At 29.0% G+C, this 17503-nt stretch carries 17 protein-coding genes and 1 tRNA gene; 7 read left to right on the forward strand and 11 right to left on the reverse strand.

All coding sequences use genetic code 11. From position 1 onward, the window contains the following. Positions 1–92: 92 nt before the first annotated feature. The 5 genes from bpuSUM_RS02685 to fusA form a co-directional block, all read right to left on the reverse strand. Positions 93–166: transfer RNA gene (locus bpuSUM_RS02685), tRNA-Lys, on the reverse strand. A gap of 50 nt (positions 167–216) precedes the next feature. Further along, the gene (locus tag bpuSUM_RS02690) at positions 217–852 is read right to left on the reverse strand and encodes a tetratricopeptide repeat protein (RefSeq protein WP_430644648.1); all 636 of its coding nucleotides are present in this window, start codon (positions 850–852) and stop codon (positions 217–219) included. Beyond that, positions 842–1201, reverse strand: a complete 360-nt coding sequence (locus bpuSUM_RS02695) for a bactofilin family protein (protein WP_247065679.1) — start codon at positions 1199–1201, stop codon at positions 842–844. Before bpuSUM_RS02695 ends, bpuSUM_RS02690 begins: the two co-directional genes overlap by 11 nt. Before the next feature lie 72 nt (positions 1202–1273). Continuing rightward, a complete protein-coding gene (locus bpuSUM_RS02700; protein ID WP_247065680.1) occupies positions 1274–1969 on the reverse strand; it encodes a Bax inhibitor-1/YccA family protein in 696 nt (231 codons plus the stop codon). A 12-nt stretch (positions 1970–1981) separates the two neighbouring features. Next, positions 1982–4057 carry an elongation factor G gene (fusA, locus tag bpuSUM_RS02705; RefSeq protein ID WP_247065681.1) on the reverse strand — a complete coding sequence of 692 codons (2076 nt, stop codon included), beginning with the start codon at positions 4055–4057 and terminating at the stop codon, positions 1982–1984. 432 nt (positions 4058–4489) lie between these two features. Here fusA and bpuSUM_RS02710 point away from each other — a divergent pair, with 432 nt between their 5' ends. The 6 genes from bpuSUM_RS02710 (at position 4490) to bpuSUM_RS02735 (ending at position 10066) form a co-directional block, all read left to right on the forward strand. Beyond that, the gene (locus bpuSUM_RS02710) at positions 4490–4717 is read left to right on the forward strand and encodes a KTSC domain-containing protein (protein ID WP_025375539.1); all 228 of its coding nucleotides are present in this window, start codon (positions 4490–4492) and stop codon (positions 4715–4717) included. Between the two features lie 181 nt (positions 4718–4898). Further along, positions 4899–5978 carry a hypothetical protein gene (locus tag bpuSUM_RS02715; RefSeq protein WP_247065682.1) on the forward strand — a complete coding sequence of 360 codons (1080 nt, stop codon included), beginning with the start codon at positions 4899–4901 and terminating at the stop codon, positions 5976–5978. Between the two features lie 61 nt (positions 5979–6039). Beyond that, complete coding sequence (locus bpuSUM_RS02720) at positions 6040–6573, forward strand: tetratricopeptide repeat protein (RefSeq protein WP_247066294.1); 534 nt, start codon at positions 6040–6042, stop codon at positions 6571–6573. A 90-nt stretch (positions 6574–6663) separates the two neighbouring features. Further along, positions 6664–7299 (forward strand): hypothetical protein, encoded by a 636-nt coding sequence (locus bpuSUM_RS02725; protein ID WP_247066302.1) that lies wholly within the window; start codon positions 6664–6666, stop codon positions 7297–7299. Between the two features lie 177 nt (positions 7300–7476). After that, positions 7477–8697: a ribose-phosphate pyrophosphokinase gene (locus bpuSUM_RS02730; RefSeq protein WP_247065683.1), complete on the forward strand. Its 1221-nt coding sequence runs from the start codon at positions 7477–7479 to the stop codon at positions 8695–8697. A 4-nt stretch (positions 8698–8701) separates the two neighbouring features. Beyond that, complete coding sequence (locus tag bpuSUM_RS02735) at positions 8702–10066, forward strand: xylulokinase (protein WP_247065684.1); 1365 nt, start codon at positions 8702–8704, stop codon at positions 10064–10066. Here bpuSUM_RS02735 and bpuSUM_RS02740 read toward each other — a convergent pair. The 6 genes from bpuSUM_RS02740 to bpuSUM_RS02765 are packed head-to-tail and all read right to left on the reverse strand — an operon-like array spanning position 10049 to position 15280. Next, a complete protein-coding gene (locus bpuSUM_RS02740; RefSeq protein WP_247065685.1) occupies positions 10049–10753 on the reverse strand; it encodes an SPOR domain-containing protein in 705 nt (234 codons plus the stop codon). The genes bpuSUM_RS02735 and bpuSUM_RS02740 overlap by 18 nt on opposite strands. Next, entirely contained in the window at positions 10754–11350 is a 597-nt protein-coding gene (gene coaE / locus bpuSUM_RS02745) for a dephospho-CoA kinase (RefSeq protein WP_247065686.1), read from the reverse strand. Continuing rightward, a complete protein-coding gene (gene polA, locus bpuSUM_RS02750; protein ID WP_247065687.1) occupies positions 11329–14085 on the reverse strand; it encodes a DNA polymerase I in 2757 nt (918 codons plus the stop codon). The genes coaE and polA overlap by 22 nt, the downstream gene beginning before the upstream one ends. Continuing rightward, positions 14082–14480: a hypothetical protein gene (locus tag bpuSUM_RS02755; protein WP_247065688.1), complete on the reverse strand. Its 399-nt coding sequence runs from the start codon at positions 14478–14480 to the stop codon at positions 14082–14084. Before bpuSUM_RS02755 ends, polA begins: the two co-directional genes overlap by 4 nt. Continuing rightward, the gene (gene fliS / locus bpuSUM_RS02760; RefSeq protein WP_247065689.1) at positions 14470–14889 is read right to left on the reverse strand and encodes a flagellar export chaperone FliS; all 420 of its coding nucleotides are present in this window, start codon (positions 14887–14889) and stop codon (positions 14470–14472) included. Before fliS ends, bpuSUM_RS02755 begins: the two co-directional genes overlap by 11 nt. A gap of 10 nt (positions 14890–14899) precedes the next feature. Next, positions 14900–15280, reverse strand: coding sequence for a response regulator (locus bpuSUM_RS02765; protein WP_247065690.1), 381 nt, complete (start codon positions 15278–15280; stop codon positions 14900–14902). A gap of 215 nt (positions 15281–15495) precedes the next feature. Here bpuSUM_RS02765 and ligA point away from each other — a divergent pair, with 215 nt between their 5' ends. Next, positions 15496–17502 (forward strand): NAD-dependent DNA ligase LigA, encoded by a 2007-nt coding sequence (gene ligA, locus bpuSUM_RS02770; protein ID WP_247065691.1) that lies wholly within the window; start codon positions 15496–15498, stop codon positions 17500–17502. Position 17503 lies beyond the last annotated feature (1 nt).

Consider the following 17503-nt stretch of genomic DNA (forward strand, 5'->3'; position numbering starts at 1 on the left):
ATAATTAAATTTGCCAAATCTAATTATACCATTTATCTTATAGTATGTCAATATCTTGCAATAAGCAAAATTTTTGGCTTAATCCATGCAAGTGAGCTGCACAGGACTCGAACCTGTGACCTGCGGGTTAAGAATCCGATGCTCTGACCACCTGAGCTAGCAGCCCCATGTTTATTAATAAACTAATAAATAGGATAAATGCTTACAAATATAATGTCAAGGATTATTATTATTTTTTTCTATCTTTTTTAGCAGGTTTTTTGCTTCTAAATGATTGGGATTTAAGGTTAGCAGTTTTGTTAGAATTTCTTTTGCTAAGATTGTATTTTTTGCATTAACCCTTGCTTTTGCAAGCTTTAATAGTATGTTTTGATTATTTGGTAAAAATCTTAAAGCATTTTCATATGCGAAATCAGCTTCATTATATCTTGCAAGTTTGTGAAAAGAGTCTGCAGTTAAAATATATACTTTAGCTATTCTTGCTCCATTAGGTTCAAGACTAATATATTTTTGAAAATGTTTAAGAGCATTTTTATATTGTCCTTGAAAAAAATATGATTCTCCTAATGCTTGGATTATTCTTACATCATGCTTATTTATTTCAAGTCCTTTGATGGATTCTAGTTCTGCTCTTTTGTACTCGCCTGTTGCTATTAGACTCCATATAAGTATTACTCTTGCATCTAAATTATTTGGATTGTATTTTATTTCGTTTTGGGTATTGAGAATAGCTTCTTGAAATTTGCCTTGTCTGTAGAGTAGAAGCGAATCTTCTTTTTCTTGTGCATTTAGGAGGCTTAGGCATAAGAGTAGTATTAGAATTATTTTTGAGTAAAAATTTTTATTTATCACTTTTTTCCTCCATTTCACAATTTCCGTTAAAGAGTGCCCCTGAATCTATGAAAAGTTCCTTTGTTTTAATATTTCCGATCAAATTTCCAGTTTTATAAATTTTTATTGTCTCTAAAGCCTCTACATTACCTTTCATTGTTCCATGATTTAGGAAATTATTGCACTTTATTTCTGCTTCTACATTAGCTTTTTCTCTTAGGTATATTGAACTTGTAGAATTTATGATTCCTTTAAGTACTCCTTCAATGATTATTGGCTTATTGCTTTCTATATATCCTTCAAATTCAAAATTGCCCTTTATAACATTTTGGGTATTGTTTTCTTCAAATTCTAGAGTATCTATGCTCAATTTGGCTCCTAAAAATGAATGCTTGACTTAAGCATTCATTTTTACTTTAGCTTTAAATTTGTATTTTGGCTTTTAATCTTTTCTTTCTCCTAAAAATCTTAGTAAATATAAGAATAAATTTATGAAATCTAGGTAAAGCTTTAAAGAGGCTACAACCGCCATTCTACTTTTAATTTCAGTACCGTCTTCTAACATTCTATTCATTTTAGAAATATTTTGCACATCGTAAGCCGTTAAACCTGTAAATAATATGACACCTAAAATTGAGATTAAAAAATTGAGACCTGAACTTCTAAAAAATATGTTAAAGATAGATGCAATAATGATGCCCCATAATCCCATAATAAAATAGCTTCCCATTTTTGTAAGATCTGTGCTTGTTGTGTATCCGTAAAAGGACATTGAAAGGAAAGTTAGAGCAGTAATTCCAAATGTATAGAATATTGAACTTTGAGTATATATCATAAATACAGAAGATAGTGTTACTCCTGTTAAAGCTGAGTACCCTAGAAAAAGAGCTGTTGCTGTGCCGCTTGATATTTTCTCGATTGCTCCACTTATTGCATAAACAAGTCCAAATTGTACAAGTATCATTGCTATATATAACATTGGATTTGTGAATATTATAGCTCGCATTGCAGGATTTTCAGATGTTGTGTATGCAAATATTGCAGATATTAAGAGACCAATTGCCATTAATCCAAAAACCTGAGCCAAAAATTTGTTTTTTATCCTTATTTCTTGTTTTTCATGCGTTAATTCAAGCATAATGATTCCTCCTTATTTTTGTTCGTTAAATTTTTTGCATAATTCATTAAATGTTACACTTGGAACTTTTCCATATCTTAGGAATTCCATTGAAAATTCAGCTTTTCCTTGTGTGGATGACCTTAAAACGGTTGAAAATCCAAACATTTCGCTTAAAGGTACCTCAGCTTCAACTTTTGAGAAATTTCCTTCTTCAACAGAGCCCAAAATTATTCCTCTTCTTTGGTTTAGGAGACCAAACATATTGCCTTGAAATTCGGTTGGACCTTCAAGAGTTACTCTCATTATTGGCTCTAGTATTGTAGGTTTTGCCTTATTATAAGCTTCTCTGAATGCTCCTATTGCTGCAAGTTGGAATGCAATATCTGATGAGTCAACAACATGGTATTGACCGTCATTAATTGTGATTTTAATCCCGACAATTGGGAAGCCGATTAAAGTTCCCTTTTCCATAGCCTTTTGGAATCCTTTGTCACATGATGGAATGTATTCCGTTGGAATTACTCCACCTTTTATAAGATTGACAAATTCATAAGTTTGTCCTTCACTCTCAAGTGGTTCCATAAATCCAGCAACTCTTCCAAATTGACCTGCACCCCCTGATTGCTTTTTATGAATATAATTAAATTCGGCTTTGTCTGTAATGGTTTCTCTATATGCTACTTGAGGCATTCCTGTTTCAACTTCTGCTTTAAATTCTCTTCTCATTCTTTCAATGTAAACTTCTAAGTGTAGCTCACCCATTCCTTGTATTATTGTTTCTTTTGATTCGGCATCTACATAAGTTTTGAATGTAGGGTCTTCTTTAGTAAACCTTGCAAGAGCTTTTGCCATGTTATCAGCTGATTTTTTATCCTTGGGTTTTATTGATAAAGATATTACTGGTTCTGGAATGTACATTGATGTCATTGAATAATTAATTGAAGGGTCACAGAATGTATCTCCTGATGCGCATTCTATCCCAAATAATGCAACGATATCCCCACTGCTTCCAAATTCAATATCTTCAGTGTTATTAGCATGCATTCTAATAAGTCTGCCAACTTTGAATTTCTTAGAAGTTCTTGAATTTATTAGTTCTTGTCCTTTTTTTAAAATTCCTTGATATATTCTTACATAAGTTAATTGACCGTATTGACCATCTTCTAATTTAAAAGCCAGTGCTACGGTTGGTAAGGTTTCATCAGTTTTAAGTTCAATTTCTTTTTCGTTTTCGTTTAAATCAAGAGCCACATTTTTGATGTCATGGGGAGAAGGCAAAAATCTATTTACAGCGTCAAGTAAAAGTTGAACACCTTTGTTTTTATAAGCAGAACCCATAAATACAGGACAAAATTTTAAAGCCAAAGTACCTGTTCTAATGGCATCATATATTGTCTCTACATCTATATCTTCTCCTTCCATATGAAGTTCCATAAGTTTATCATTAAAATCGGATAGAGCATCAAGCATTATTTTTCTCTTTTCTTCAGCTTCATTGATTAACTCAGCAGGAATTTCCTTTTCTATAATTTCTATTCCATCTTTGCCTTCAAAGTAGTAGGCTTTCATTAAAACAAGATCCACAACGCCCATATGTTTATCTTCAAGTCCTATCGGAAGTTGCATTAAGACTGAGTTTAAACCAAGCTTATCTTTAAGCTGATCTTTTACATTGTTAGGATTTGCTCCAGTTTTGTCACATTTATTTACGAAAGCAAGACGTGGTACATTATATCTTTTTAATTGTCTATCAACTGTAATTGATTGAGATTGAACCCCTGCAACAGAGTCAAGAACAAGTATGGCTCCATCTAGCACTCTAAGTGAACGTTCAACTTCAATTGTGAAGTCAACGTGACCTGGAGTGTCAATAATATTTATTGGATGGTTCTTCCATTCGACGTGAGTTGCAGCAGATGCAATTGTGATGCCCCGTTCTCTTTCAAGTTCCATTGAATCCATTGTTGCTCCAACTCCATCTTTTCCCTTTACTTCATGAATGGCGTGAATTTTGTTGCAATAAAAAAGAATACGTTCTGTGAGTGTTGTTTTTCCTGAATCAATGTGGGCACTAATACCTATGTTTCGCAATTTTTTATAGTCCATGGAATATTTTCCTCCTGAGTGATGTTATACTTAAGAACACTAAATACCTTAACTATTCTACATGATTTTTTAAAAAAAGTCTATTTGAAACTGTTTTGGTAGATTTTGACTTAAGGAAGTTTCATTGTTTAAAAGGTTAAGTAATGTATTTAATTGCTTTTTTTAGCAGGGGATTTTTCGTATTGAATTTTAATTTTTTATTTGTTTTATTAAATTTAATTAATTATTTTTCAATTGTAGCTTGTGAGCAAGTCTAGTTATTTATAGACTTGCTTGACTAAATTGTATTAAACATATACAATTAATTATAAGGAATATATCATTTAGTAAATTTTGATTTCATTGATTAAAAATGCTTAATATTTAATGAATTTACTCTTTCTTTACTTTATATTTTATACTCCTAAGAATTAATCATTGGAGGATATAAGTTTGAATACTTTAACAATATCTCATGAATTGAGTAAAATATGTCAGGTTGATTATGATTCTGCTTTGTCTGAACTTTCTGTATTTTTTAAGGACGGAAGAGCCTATAAATATTTTAAGATTGAACCAAGGCACTTTAATATAATATCTAAGCTTGTACAAGAGAAAAGGTCAGTTGGTAAATATTTAACGGAACATATATTTAATAAGTATGACCAGGAAAAGCTTTAATTTTAGTTGTTGACTTAGTTATTTAAGAAGAAGGATTCCTATACATTAAGAATTCTTCTTAATTTGTTTCTTTTAAATTGATAATAGGGGATAGCATGATTTGATTAAAAAAGTGAAATCAGGTTGTATTTTTTTGCAATAAATGTTATTATGGCGTAATTATTTTGTAAGGGCTTAGGATATGAAAAATTTTTTAATTACTATAATACTATTTTTGTCTTTTAGTACATCTTATGCCAAGTTTGTATATTTCTCAGCGGGTTTTAGTACACAAGTTAGTCTTGAATCATTTTCTTTATTTAATAGAAAAACTGGTACAGTTTTAGATAAATTGATAAGTTTTGAATTATTTACTATCTTGACAAATTTTCAAAATAATTTTCTTAATCGTTTAAGTGAATTTGAGGATAGTGCATCTTCTTTATATAGTTCTTTCCAAAACAATTTAAGTCTTCTCACTAAGCTGTTTAAGAATAGGAAGGATCCAAATTCACAGGTGAATAATATGGAGGAGTCGGATTTGGATGATTTAGACTCGCTTGTTAATAGTACTCATGATTTGAGAAAATTTTTGCGTGCATTGAGTAAATTGAACAAAAAGGTTACGCTTCAAAAATTAGGTGAGACTGGATCGAGTATAAGAAAGCTCTTAGTTGATTTAGAAAAAACGGCAAAACGCGCTCTTGAATTAAAAGAAGTAATATTTAGTCAATTAAATGAGTTTGGAATTAGTAATAAAGATGATTTTTTGAGATTATGTAAAGAAATTTCTACACCAGGGACTGTTTTAAATGATGCTTTGCGGCAAAAATTGTCACCTTTATTTAGTACTGGTTTTCAAGGTTATTTTCAAATTGGTCTTCCTATTGCTAGCAGTAATTTTTATTATGGATTTGAACTTGGATTTGGTGTGAATCTTGGAAGGATGATGTTTCCTAATTTAAACCTTTTAAAGGTTTCCTATCCTGTTAAGTTGGGTTCAGGGATAGTGCCAAGATTATTTATAAAATATGATATTTATTATTTAGCAGCTACTTTATTTTCAGGTTTTGGTGATAGATCTTTAGTTGTAGATCCTGTTTATGCAGGAAATTTAATTGGTAATGGCGAAGTAACCAATCCTTTTAATGTTATTGAAACAGGTCTTAGATTGAGATTAGCTTTTCTTAGTTTTGAATCGTCATTATTATTTTCTATTAATGATTTTAAATATAGAGATTTAAGGGCTGGATTTGGATTTGAGATTCCGGTAGTTATTTAGGCATTGATATTGATTGAAATTTGTAATGTTTATTTTAGTCTAGTATTTGGGTTGTGTTTTGATATATAAGGGTTTATTTTTTTTCCTTTTTTATTTTATATTGTCTTGTAAAACTTTTGCTGAAGATTATCAAGCTATTTCAGATGAGTATTATAAGCTTGCCAAATTAAATGAGGAACTTGGTAATAATCAGTCATCCGTTGAGCTTTATGAACAAGCTATTAAATTTAATTCTAATGTGAATGATGCGTCTACTTATAATTTTATTTTGGCTTATATCAATTTGAAGAAATATGATGAGGCTGGCTTAAAGATTGAATCTTTATTGGAAAATGATCAGGACAATATTTTGTTGATTAATTTAAAAGCTTATCTATATTTTAAAAAGGAAAATTTAGAAGAGGCTTTGAAATTTTATTTAAAAACTTTGGAAATCGCACCTGCTAATCAAGAAGCTTTATTTAATGTTTTTTATATTTATCATTTAAAGAAGGACATGGAAACTGCAAAGAAGTATATTTTGAAATATAAGGAATTAAAATATTCAGTTCCTTCTAATGCAAGTGAGATAGTCTCGTCCGTTTTGGAGAATTAAAGTTTAAAGATTGTTTTATGCTAATTTTGGCATTCATTTTTTAATGATCTTAATGTGAAAATTCATTTAAATATTTTGGGAGACTTAAGTATTATGCAGATAAAGATTTTATTTTTAACTTTATTGATATTTATCACAGGTAATGCTTTCTCGGATGTTGCTTTTGAACTTAATTTGGGAGTGGGTCTGGATTTTCCGGTTAGTACTATTTCAAACTTTTATAATACAGCTTTATATATTGGTGAAGAACTTGAGAGTAATATGTCTGATTTGGCTAGAGAAAAAATCGTTACAGATTTTGCAGATATGGTTAATATTGCTAAGACCGGTTTAACTTATGGAGGATATGCTCAAATGGGAGCAAAATTTGATGATTTTTTTTCGCTTGGTTTTGAACTTGGATTTAGTTTTAATGTATTGAGGTATGTTAATTGTAAGGGACGGTTGAATGATATTTTTTCATTCATTGCAACTATTGAATCTAGAGTTTATACAAGGTTAGATTTTTTTATTGGAGCTGTTGCATTATTGACTGGACCTAGAGTTAATATGGCTACTGCTTTTAGGGATTCCATCATGGATGAATATGGTATTTTTGGTTGGGATCTTGGTGCAAGATCTACATTTGCCTTTTTGGTACTTGAGGGATATTATTGTTGGAATATTCAGAATAATAAATTTTCTGATTTTAAATTTGGTATAGGGTTTGAGTTTGGAGTTATTTAGGTGGATAATAAATAAATTTTTGCATTTTTAAGCTTATTGCATTGTCTAGTTTTAATTTGCTCATGATTAAAATTGTTACTGTTTTAACTTTAGAGATTTTCCTTAATCTTGTGTGAATTATTTGTATTGATGTACAATGAAGTAAAGAGTTTTTGTTTGAGGTAGGGAGTTTTAAAATTGGGTTTGCTTATTAAGAAATCAATAGGAATTATTGCCTGTCCTGGTGGAAGGGTATTTGCAGATAAAATAATGGAAGAACTTAAAAAAATATTTTTAGAGAGTGAGAGTGAAGTTATTGAAAAAATTTCGCAAACTTCTAGTTGTTTCAAAGAAGATGTCTTGAAGCTTGAAGAAATTTTGTCTCCTTTTTTAGAAGGACTTGAATTTTCTAACTTAAGATTTGATGAGTCGGTGGAAATTCCTGTAAACTTTGTTAAGTTTGCTAATGGTGAATTTAAAGCAGAAATTTTAAAAACCATAAGAAATAAAGATATTTTTATTGTGCAAGATGTTTCTAATACTTATCCAGTTAATGTAAATAATAATGAAAAAGTAGTAATGACAATTAATGATCATTTAATGAATTTGATGACCACAGTAGATGCATGCATGCAGGCTAAGGCTAATTCTGTTAGTGTTATCATTCCTTCTTATCCTTACTCGAGGCAAGATAAAAAGCATTCAAGAGAAGGTTTAACAGCAAGTCTTTTTGGGAGATTTTTAGAAGAATTGAGAGTTAAACATATTTTAACACTAGACATTCATTCAAAAGCGATTGAAAATGTTTTTAGAAAAACGTATTTTGAAAATTTGAATGCATCTTATGAAATTTTTGATGCTTTAGCTGAATTAATAGATATTAGAGATTCAAGTTTGGTAGTTGTTTCTCCTGATACAGGTGCTGTTAATAGGAACAAATTTTTTGCGTCTAATCTTAAAAGGCCTTTAGCTTTGCTTTATAAGGAAAGAGATTATTCAAAGGTAACTCATAATGTGAACGATTCTAATATTTCTGTTACTAAACTTTTAGGAGATGTTGAGGGTAAAAATGTTTTTATGAGTGATGATATTTTAGCTACTGGTGGAACTTTAATTAAGGCTGTGAAACTTTTAAAAAGTATGGGGGCTAAGAAGATTATATGTGCAATAAGTCTTCCATTTTTTAATGGAGATGCAATTAAATATTTTGATAAAGCTTATGAGGAAGGCTATTTTTATAAAATAATTGGGACAAATGCTGTGTATCATGATGATAGACTTATAAGTAAACCTTGGTATTATGAGGCTAATGTTGCACATCTTTTTGCAGGTGCAATTTTTGCCATTCACAATAGGATTAGTTTGCAAAAAATTCTTGATAGAAGTCATGACATTCAAAATTTGATTTCTAAGAGTTAATTTTATGGATGTACTCAGTATTGATATTGGTACTAGTACTTTAAAATCTGCTTTAATTAATTCTCATCATGGGGTTTTAGAGGGTTTTGATGTAAATTATTTTGATTATTTCAGTATTGATTTTGAAAACTTTGATTATAAAATATGGCTTTTTGCTTTCAAGAGAATAATTTCTAATTTTAAGTATAAAAAAATAGATTGTATTTCTATTAGTGGGATTTCTCCATGTCTAATAGCTCTTGATTCAAATTTGGTGCCTTTGGAAGTTTTACATTGGAATTCTTCTAAGGTGGTTGGTAACTTTAGAGGAAAGTCATCTTTCTTACCCTTTGTGCTTAGCACAGTTGAGAGGGGAGTTTATGGCAAGGTCAGATATTTTGTATCTTGTTTTGAATATTTTATTTATTTGCTTACAGGTAATCTGATTACAAGCTATCCAAGTTTGTCTTATATCCCTTTTATTTGGAATGATATTGAAATAAGAGAGTATAATCTTGACACAAATAAATTTCCCCCTTTCTTAAGGATGGGAGAGGTTGCTGGCCGGGTTACTAATAGTGCTAGTATTGAATTTGGCATTGATAGTGGGATAGAAGTAATTAATGCTGGAATGGATTATTTAAGCGTGCTTATTGGAAGTGGGGCATTCTTTTCTGGAATTGTATCAAATAGAACAGGTACAAGCGAGGGTTTGAATTTTATCTCAGATTCATATTTGTCAGATTTTTCTTTGGTGTATCCTTATTTTTTAGATAATTTATTTGTTATTGGAAGAATAGTTCCTTCTGGATACTTATTGCAATTGTTTAAAGATAGATTATTTAAAAAGAAAAAATCGTTTGAGGAATTTTTTGAAGAGATTCCTAGAGTATATGATTCAGGTAGTGTTTATTTTTATTTAAGTAAGAGGAAGCTTTTTTCTGATCATATTTTAATAGATTCGCAAATAAGAGATAATTTGAGTAAAGGTATTTTCGGAACAGTAGATAATCCTTTACAGGTAGGAATTGCAATTCTTGAAGCTGCTTATTTTTCCTTTTACAATAAAATACTTCAGATTAAATCTTTTAAAGGGGATGTTTTAGACATTTTTGTGAGTGGTTCTAATTCAGATAATTTGTTTTTAAATGAACTCAAAGCGAATATTATTGGTAAAGATTTAAAGATTTTTGAGTTTAAACATGCCGAGATTATCGGTAATGCAATCTTGGCTTTTTGTTGCTTAGGGGAGTTCGATAGCTTAGATAAGGCATTTAAAAAGCTTGCTAAATTTAAACAGGTTATATCCTTTAGTGCCAGTATGCATGATGTTTATTTAGAGAAATATCATAAGTATGTCTCTAATTTTGATTTATTTGTTAATAGTTAATATGTAAGCATCTTTAAATTCACTTGAGCCTGATATTTTATTGAGATCAATTTTTGCTTCTGATATGGTTTTGTAAGGTCCAGATCTGACTCTATAGGTGTCTTTATCGTTTATTGTTGCTGAATAAATTTTTGCATTTATTTTATATTTCATCAATTCTTGAATATTGTTATCAGCAGAGATTGGATCTGAGAGTGATGCAAATTGTATGTAGTATTCTTTTAGAGGGTCATATTTGTTTTCAAAGTTATTGTGTTTTTGTTCTTTTTTGTTTTCTTGATTTGTCTTTGCAAGTGTTTGTGTTTTTTGCAATTTTTCTTCTTTTGTGTATGTTTTTGTAGTTTTATTTTGATTTATGCTCTGTGATTCTTTTTTGTTAATAATTTTTTTATTATTTTGATTTATACTACTATTGAAACTTTTATCTTGTTTGACCTCTTGTGTAAGGTCAATTATGATTTCATTTGGATTATCAGTTATTTCTAAAGTATCTTCATTGTTTTCACTTTCTATAACTTTTTCATCTTTTGTCTCTTGTAAAATAATATTTTTACTTGCGATGTCGGAGGCTAAGTTTTTATTTGGGAAGAAAATAATTATTCCAAGAAATATAATTGTACAAACAATTACAATTGAAGTTAATGCTACTAAAAATCCTTTGTTATTATTTTCATTAAAATCTCTCATCTATATTACCTCTTTCATCTTTGTCCTAATTTCATTTTTTAGATATTCATAGCTCTTATTGTTAATTATATTTATTATTTTTGAATTTAGAATGTTTTTGTTTAAAAAAATATCTTTTTGACACTTAAGAATATTTATAATCGAATTTTCATCAATATTGCGACTTAATCTGAGTCTTTTTTTTATTATCTCATCATTTGTTTTTGTTATAAATATATGCCCGCAGAATTTTGCAAGATTTAATTTAAAAAGTAGTGCAGCATTAATTATAATTTTATCAAATTTTTTCTTTAATATTACTTGTTCTACTTCTTTATATATAAGGGGATGTGTTATTGCTTCTAATTTTTCTAGTTTTTTTCTGTCATTAAATACAATATTTCTCAGTTTTATTCTTTCTATTTCGTTTTTATTATTTAATATTTGTTTCCCAAATATCTTGACTACTGTGTCTTGTTTTGCTTGTAGGGCTATGTGTCCAATTTTATCTACATTTATTTCGTGAAAGCCATATTCACTGCTAATGATTTTTGAAACGGTGTCTTTGCCAGTTGATATTTTACCAGTTATGCCAATTATTGATGAATTTCTCCCCATGATTTTCCAGTCTCAATATTTACTTTTAGAGGAAGTTTTAAAGGATAGGCATTTTCCATCATTTCTTTGATTATTTTGTTTACTTCTTCACATTCTTGTTCGGGTGATTCGATTAGCATTTCATCGTGTACTTGTAAGAGTATTTTTGACTTTAAGTTTTTATTTTTAAGTTCATTATATACTTTAATCATTGCGATTTTCATTATATCGGATGCACTGCCTTGAATTGTACTATTTATTGCTATTCGTTCAGCTCCTGAGCGTTCTGAGTAATTTTGACTATTAATTTCTTTTATATATCTCCTTCTTTTAAGAAGAGTTTCACTGTATCCATTTTGTCTGACAAAATCTATTTGATTTTGTATAAAAGTTTTTATTTTAGAATAAAGATTGAAGTATGCATCGATGAACTTTTGAGCCTCTTCTCTTTTAATAGACAGTTCTTTTGAGAGTCTAAAGGCTGACATTCTATAAATTATTCCAAAATTAATTGATTTTGCTATTCTTCTCATGGAAGATGTTACTTTTTCCTCATCTACTTTAAAGAGTTGTGATGCTGTTTTTATGTGAATGTCTTTTTTATTTTTAAATGACTCAATTAGTGATTCGTCTTCTGAGAGGTGGGCTAGTATAACAAGTTCAATTTGTGAATAGTCAGCAGAAATAAAAATATTGCCTTTCTCAGGCTTAAATGCTTCTCTTATTTTACGTCCTTTTTCATCTTTGATTGGGATATTTTGTAGGTTAGGTGAGGTGCTTGAAATGCGACCCGTTGCTGTTTTTGTTTGTATGAAATTTGTATGTATTTTATTTGTTTTTTCATTTACAAACTCTATTAAATTATCTGTATATGTATTTTTTAGTTTTGCGATTTGTCTATATTGTATGAGTTTTGGTATAGATTCATGTTGCTCTTTTATTGTCTCTAGTACTTTAATATCTGTTGAATCTTGCTTGACATTTTGGGGTAGTACTAGATTTAATCTTTCAAATAAGACTGTATGTAATTGTTTCGTTGAATTTAGATTAAATTCAATACCTATATTTTTTATTATCTCATTTTCAATTAATTTTAATTCTTTATCAAGTTCACAGCCATATTGTCTTAGATAAATTTTATCAAGATAAATTCCATTTTCTTCCATTTCTGTAATGACATTGCTAAATGGCATTTCTATATCTGTCATTAGATTTTCAAGCTTGTCTTCTTTTAGTTTTTTTGTAAAGATTTTAAATAACCTGAAAGTAATATCAGCATCTTCAGCAGCATAATTGGAGACTATCTCAAGTGGGACGTCTTTCAAAGTACTATTTTGTGCTACTATTTCTTCGTACCTGATATTTTTATGCATTAAATATTTTTCTGCTAAGAAATCAAGAGATACTTTTGTGTTTGGATCGATAACATATGCTGCTATCATTGTATCAAAGTAAGGTGGGATTGCATTAAATTCATGTTTTTTAAGTATTTTGTAATCGAATTTGTAGTTTTGACCAATTAACTTAGGTTTTGCTTTAAAAAATTCATTGAATTTTTGGATTATGTATTCTTTTTCAATAGTTTTTTTTTCTTTAGTTTCTATAGGAATATAGTAGCTTTCAAATTCTTTAAATGAAACCGAAATTCCTATGATTTGCGCTTCATTGACATTAAGCGAAGTTGTTTCTGTATCTATTGCTACATAGTTTGCTTGTTTTAGTTTTTCTATTAGTAAGTCAAGTTGTTCTTTTTTTAATATTGTTTCATATTTGATATTTTCTTCTTGTATTGTTTTAAGAGCATTTGAAGGTGATGTTGTTTGTGAAATCTCTGTGTCTGTTTGATTTATGTTGGTTTCAAAGAGTGACTTTTGTGTTTGATTTGTAGCATATCTTTTTTTTAATATAGTCTTGTAAGATTTAATTAGGGTTGTTGCAGAATATTCTTCAAATAATGAAAGGATGTCTTCTTTTAAGTTTTTCAGTTTAAATTTTTCAAGTGATGGCAATTTTAGATCGTCTACAAGACTTATAAGTTCATAACTTAAAAAGGCATTTTCTCTCTCTCTTAGTAATATTTCTCTATATTTATTGTTGATGGAGTCTAAATTATCGTATATTCCATTTAATGTGTGAAATTCATTTAATAGCTTGACAGCTCCCTTTTTCCCAATTCCTTTGATACCTGGTATATTATCTGATCTGTCTCCAACAATGGATAAATAATCTTTGATTTGGGATTTATTTACTCCAAATTTTTTTATCACATAATCATTATCCATTTCCACAAAGCTACTATTCTCGATTTTAATTATTTTGGTTTTATCCGACATCAGTTGTAATAAATCTTTGTCTGGAGAAATGATATAAGTTAAGTAATTGTTGCTTTCTGTTTTTTTTGCAAAGCTGGCTATAAGATCATCAGCTTCGTATCCTTGTATTTCGAACATTGGGATGTTTGCTTTTATTAAACTTTCTTTGATCCAGTAAATTTGAGGAATTAAATTATCTGGAGGAGCATCTCTTGTTGCTTTGTAACTTGGATACTTTTGTTGTCTAAATGTTTGTGTCTCTGAGTCAAAAGTTACGATTAGATTTTCTGGATTTTTCTCTTTTATTATGAAAAAAAGAGTTTTGAAAAATCCAATAAATGCATTAACATTTTCTCCTTTGCTATTTGTTAAAGGATTGTTTTTCATTACATGATAGTTTCTAAATATTATATTTAAGGCGTCAATTAGGTAAATTTCTTTCATATTTTTACATCTACTAAAATTGGGTTATTGTATTTAAAGAGAGTTTTAGAAAATTGTGTTTTTGGTATTGTTGTTTTTTGGGCAAATATCCTTTTTAAAGTTTTGTGTGTATTTTGATATTGAACGCATATTTTTTCTTTTAACAAGCAAGTGTCCCCAATTAATTTTTTAATTTCTTCTTGCATTTGTTCTTGTCCCTCTAGCCATGAATTTATGGTTATATAATAATTATTGATTGAATTTAAGATTAAATCCTTTGCAGGATTTGTAATATTTAACATGTTTAGCATTCCTTTATTGATTTCTTCATTTTCAAATTTTAGAATAGCTTTTAATTTTTTTAGTTCAAGTATTAAATCTTTTAAATATATTTTTAATATTCTATTAGTTGACAATATTGATTCCTAATTTCTTGTTAATAATATTATTATCTTTTTTAAGCAATGCTTTCCAAGCTGTGTGCAGATTTTTAAGATGCTTTAAAACTTCTTGAATATTATCCCTATTCTTTTCTAATGTAACATTTTCTAATGTTTTGTTTAAAAAAGAATATATTGAGAATAAGTTATTTGAAATATCTCCACCATCTTCGAAATTTAGTGTAGACATTAATTCAATGATGATGTCTTGTGCATGGTAAACTTTTTCATCTGCTTTTGCTGTACTAGTTAGATCTTTACTTTTATAAAATTCTTTGGCAAGCTCTAAATCTTGTATTGCTTTTTCATAAAGCATTACCAATATTGATATAGGACTGGATGTATTGATTTGTGTTTTTTTATAGATTTCTTCTTTTGCTATCAAGGATGTTCTCCTAGTTTAATCTTTGTATTTGTTCTACTATTTGTTCTTCTTTGAAAGGTTTTGTAATATATCCTTTTGCTCCAAGTTCTAAAGCTTTTGCAATGAGTTCTTGTTTTCCAAGTGCTGTAACCATCAATACATTCATTTTTCGTGCAAGTTTTTTGTTAACTTCATTTATTTTTTCAAGGGCTGTAATGCCATCCATGCTCATCATTGTTATATCAAGAGTTATTAGATGAATTTTTTCCTGTTTTTCGAATTCTTTAATAGCCTGTATTCCATCTTCTGCTTCAAAAAATTCGTTAAAGCCTAGTTTTTTCAATATCTTGATTAAGTTTTTTCGCATAAAAATAGAATCATCAACTATTAAGGCCTTTTTATTTTCTTCCAAACCCAACTCCTTATCTAATTTTAACATGATAACATATTAAATATCATTTAATATAAATAAAGATATCATGCATAATTATCTATTTTGTATTTTACTTTAGATTTTAGAATGAATGAGTTTATTACTCAATAACTTATCCCTGAAAATTTATATTTTTATTTATATTATTTTGTTAAAATATAATGTGAATTTTGGGTAGGTTCAGTGTTAAATTTATGATCAAAGATATAGAAAATGAAATTTTATGTTTAAGAGATAAGATCAAGAAATGGAATAAAGAGTATTATGTTGATTCCTCACCCAGTGTGAGTGATTTGACTTATGATAAAGCTATTTTAAGACTTCAAGATTTGGAGAGTAAGTATCCTGAATATAAAACTTTGGATTCTCCCACTCTTAAGTTTGGAAGCGATCTTTTAAATAATTTTGAAGAGGTTGCACATCCTTTACCTATATTGAGTTTGGATAAGGCTTATGATATTAAGGAATTATTGTTGTGGATTGAGAAAATGGTTTTAGAAGGTTCTAGTTTGGGGGCTTATACTGGCATCTCAGTTGAGCCCAAGATTGATGGGTGTTCAATTGTTCTCTATTATAAAGATGGGATACTGCAGAGAGCTTTGACTAGGGGAGATGGAAGGGTTGGTAATGATGTTACTGAGAATATTAGAACAATTAAAAATATTCCTTTATCTATTGATGAAAAGGTTGAATTGGTATTGCGGGGTGAAATTTATATTACTAAGGAAAATTTTTTGAAAATAAATCATACATTAAAGAATCCTTATCTTAATGCTAGAAATTTAGCCTCAGGTATATTGAGAAGAATAAATAGTAGAGAAGTTGCTAGTTTTCCTTTAGATATTTTTGTTTATGATATTTTATATTCTAGTTTGGGATTGAGTACTAATCATGATGCGTTTGATAAGCTTAAGAAATTTGGATTTAAAATTAATCCTTTTTGTAAATTTTTTGGTGGCAAAAACTTAGAGAAAATTACTAATCATGTTAAAAAGATAGAGATGCGAAGAGATTCTTTAGAATATGAAATTGATGGTGTTGTGTTGAAAGTTGATAGCTTTATTTTAAGGGAGATTTTAGGATATACTTCTCATCATCCGAAGTGGTCAATAGCTTATAAATTTAAATCTTGCACAGGCGTAAGCAAAATTGTTGATATAGTCGTTCAGGTTGGCCGAAGTGGCAAAATTACTCCTGTTGCACATGTGGAGAAGGTATTTGTTACGGGGGCTTTTATTACTAATGCAAGTTTGCATAATCAAGATTATATAGATTCTATTGGCTTAAATATTGGAGATGTTGTTGCGATTTCAAGACGTGGGGATGTAATTCCTGCTGTTGAATTGCTGGTAGAGAAGCTTGCGATTGGTAGTTTTAAAATTTCGAGTAATTGTCCTTCATGTAAAATGACTTTAATTAAAGAGGGGGCACATCTTTTTTGTGTAAATAAACATTGTCCTTATCGAATAATTGAACAGATAAAATATTTTTGTAGTAAGAAATGCATGAATATTGTAGGACTTTCAGGGAAAACAATAGAATTCCTTTTTGAAATGAAGTTTATATCTTCGGAGATTGAGCTTTATACTTTTAATTTTGATAGACTTATTAATTTAAGGGGTTTTGATCTTAAGAGAATAGATAATTTAAAGCGTTCAATTAGCGATAGTAAAGGTAGGCCATTTAGAAAATTGCTTCTTGGGATGGGAATTAAAGAGCTTGGAGCAAATACAATATTGGTTTTAATTAATAACAATTTAAACTCGTTTGATATAATTAGGACTCTTTGCAAAAATAAAGAGGCTGCTCTTGCCAAACTTTTAAAGATTAAGGGAATAGGTGAGAGGATAGCTTTAAATATTATTGAAGCGTTTAATGATAAGACTATTCTTGATAAGTTTAATGTTTTTAAAGAATTAGGGTTTAAATTGGAAGAATATAATACTAATTATGCTGTGGATGACTCTTTTTTATTTGGCAAAAAATTTTGTATTACAGGTTCTTTTAAAGGGTATCCTAGAGATGTTCTTATTGAAAAGATTACTAAAAAAGGTGCTATTTTCAATAGTGCAATTACTAAGCGTTTAGATTTTTTACTTGTTGGAGAGAATCCTGGATCAAAATTGAAAATAGCTAATAATTTGAGAATTAAAACCTTTGGTCTCTTTGATATTAAAGATTTTGTGGATTTAGATAATTAAA

Origin of the sequence: Borrelia puertoricensis (assembly GCF_023035875.1) — a bacterium.
Lineage (GTDB): Bacteria > Spirochaetota > Spirochaetia > Borreliales > Borreliaceae > Borrelia > Borrelia puertoricensis.

What these genes read in the sequence shown, in the direction of transcription:
- fusA (WP_247065681.1), bottom strand. Translation starts at nt 4,057, where the DNA reads ATGGACTATAAAAAATTGCGAAACATAGGTATTAGTGCCCACATTGAT.
- coaE (WP_247065686.1), bottom strand. Translation starts at nt 11,350, where the DNA reads ATGGGGAGAAATTCATCAATAATTGGCATAACTGGTAAAATATCAACT.
- bpuSUM_RS02700 (WP_247065680.1), bottom strand. Translation starts at nt 1,969, where the DNA reads ATGCTTGAATTAACGCATGAAAAACAAGAAATAAGGATAAAAAACAAA.
- bpuSUM_RS02740 (WP_247065685.1), bottom strand. Translation starts at nt 10,753, where the DNA reads ATGAGAGATTTTAATGAAAATAATAACAAAGGATTTTTAGTAGCATTA.
- ligA (WP_247065691.1), top strand. Translation starts at nt 15,496, where the DNA reads ATGATCAAAGATATAGAAAATGAAATTTTATGTTTAAGAGATAAGATC.
- bpuSUM_RS02715 (WP_247065682.1), top strand. Translation starts at nt 4,899, where the DNA reads ATGAAAAATTTTTTAATTACTATAATACTATTTTTGTCTTTTAGTACA.
- polA (WP_247065687.1), bottom strand. Translation starts at nt 14,085, where the DNA reads ATGAAAGAAATTTACCTAATTGACGCCTTAAATATAATATTTAGAAAC.
- bpuSUM_RS02735 (WP_247065684.1), top strand. Translation starts at nt 8,702, where the DNA reads ATGGATGTACTCAGTATTGATATTGGTACTAGTACTTTAAAATCTGCT.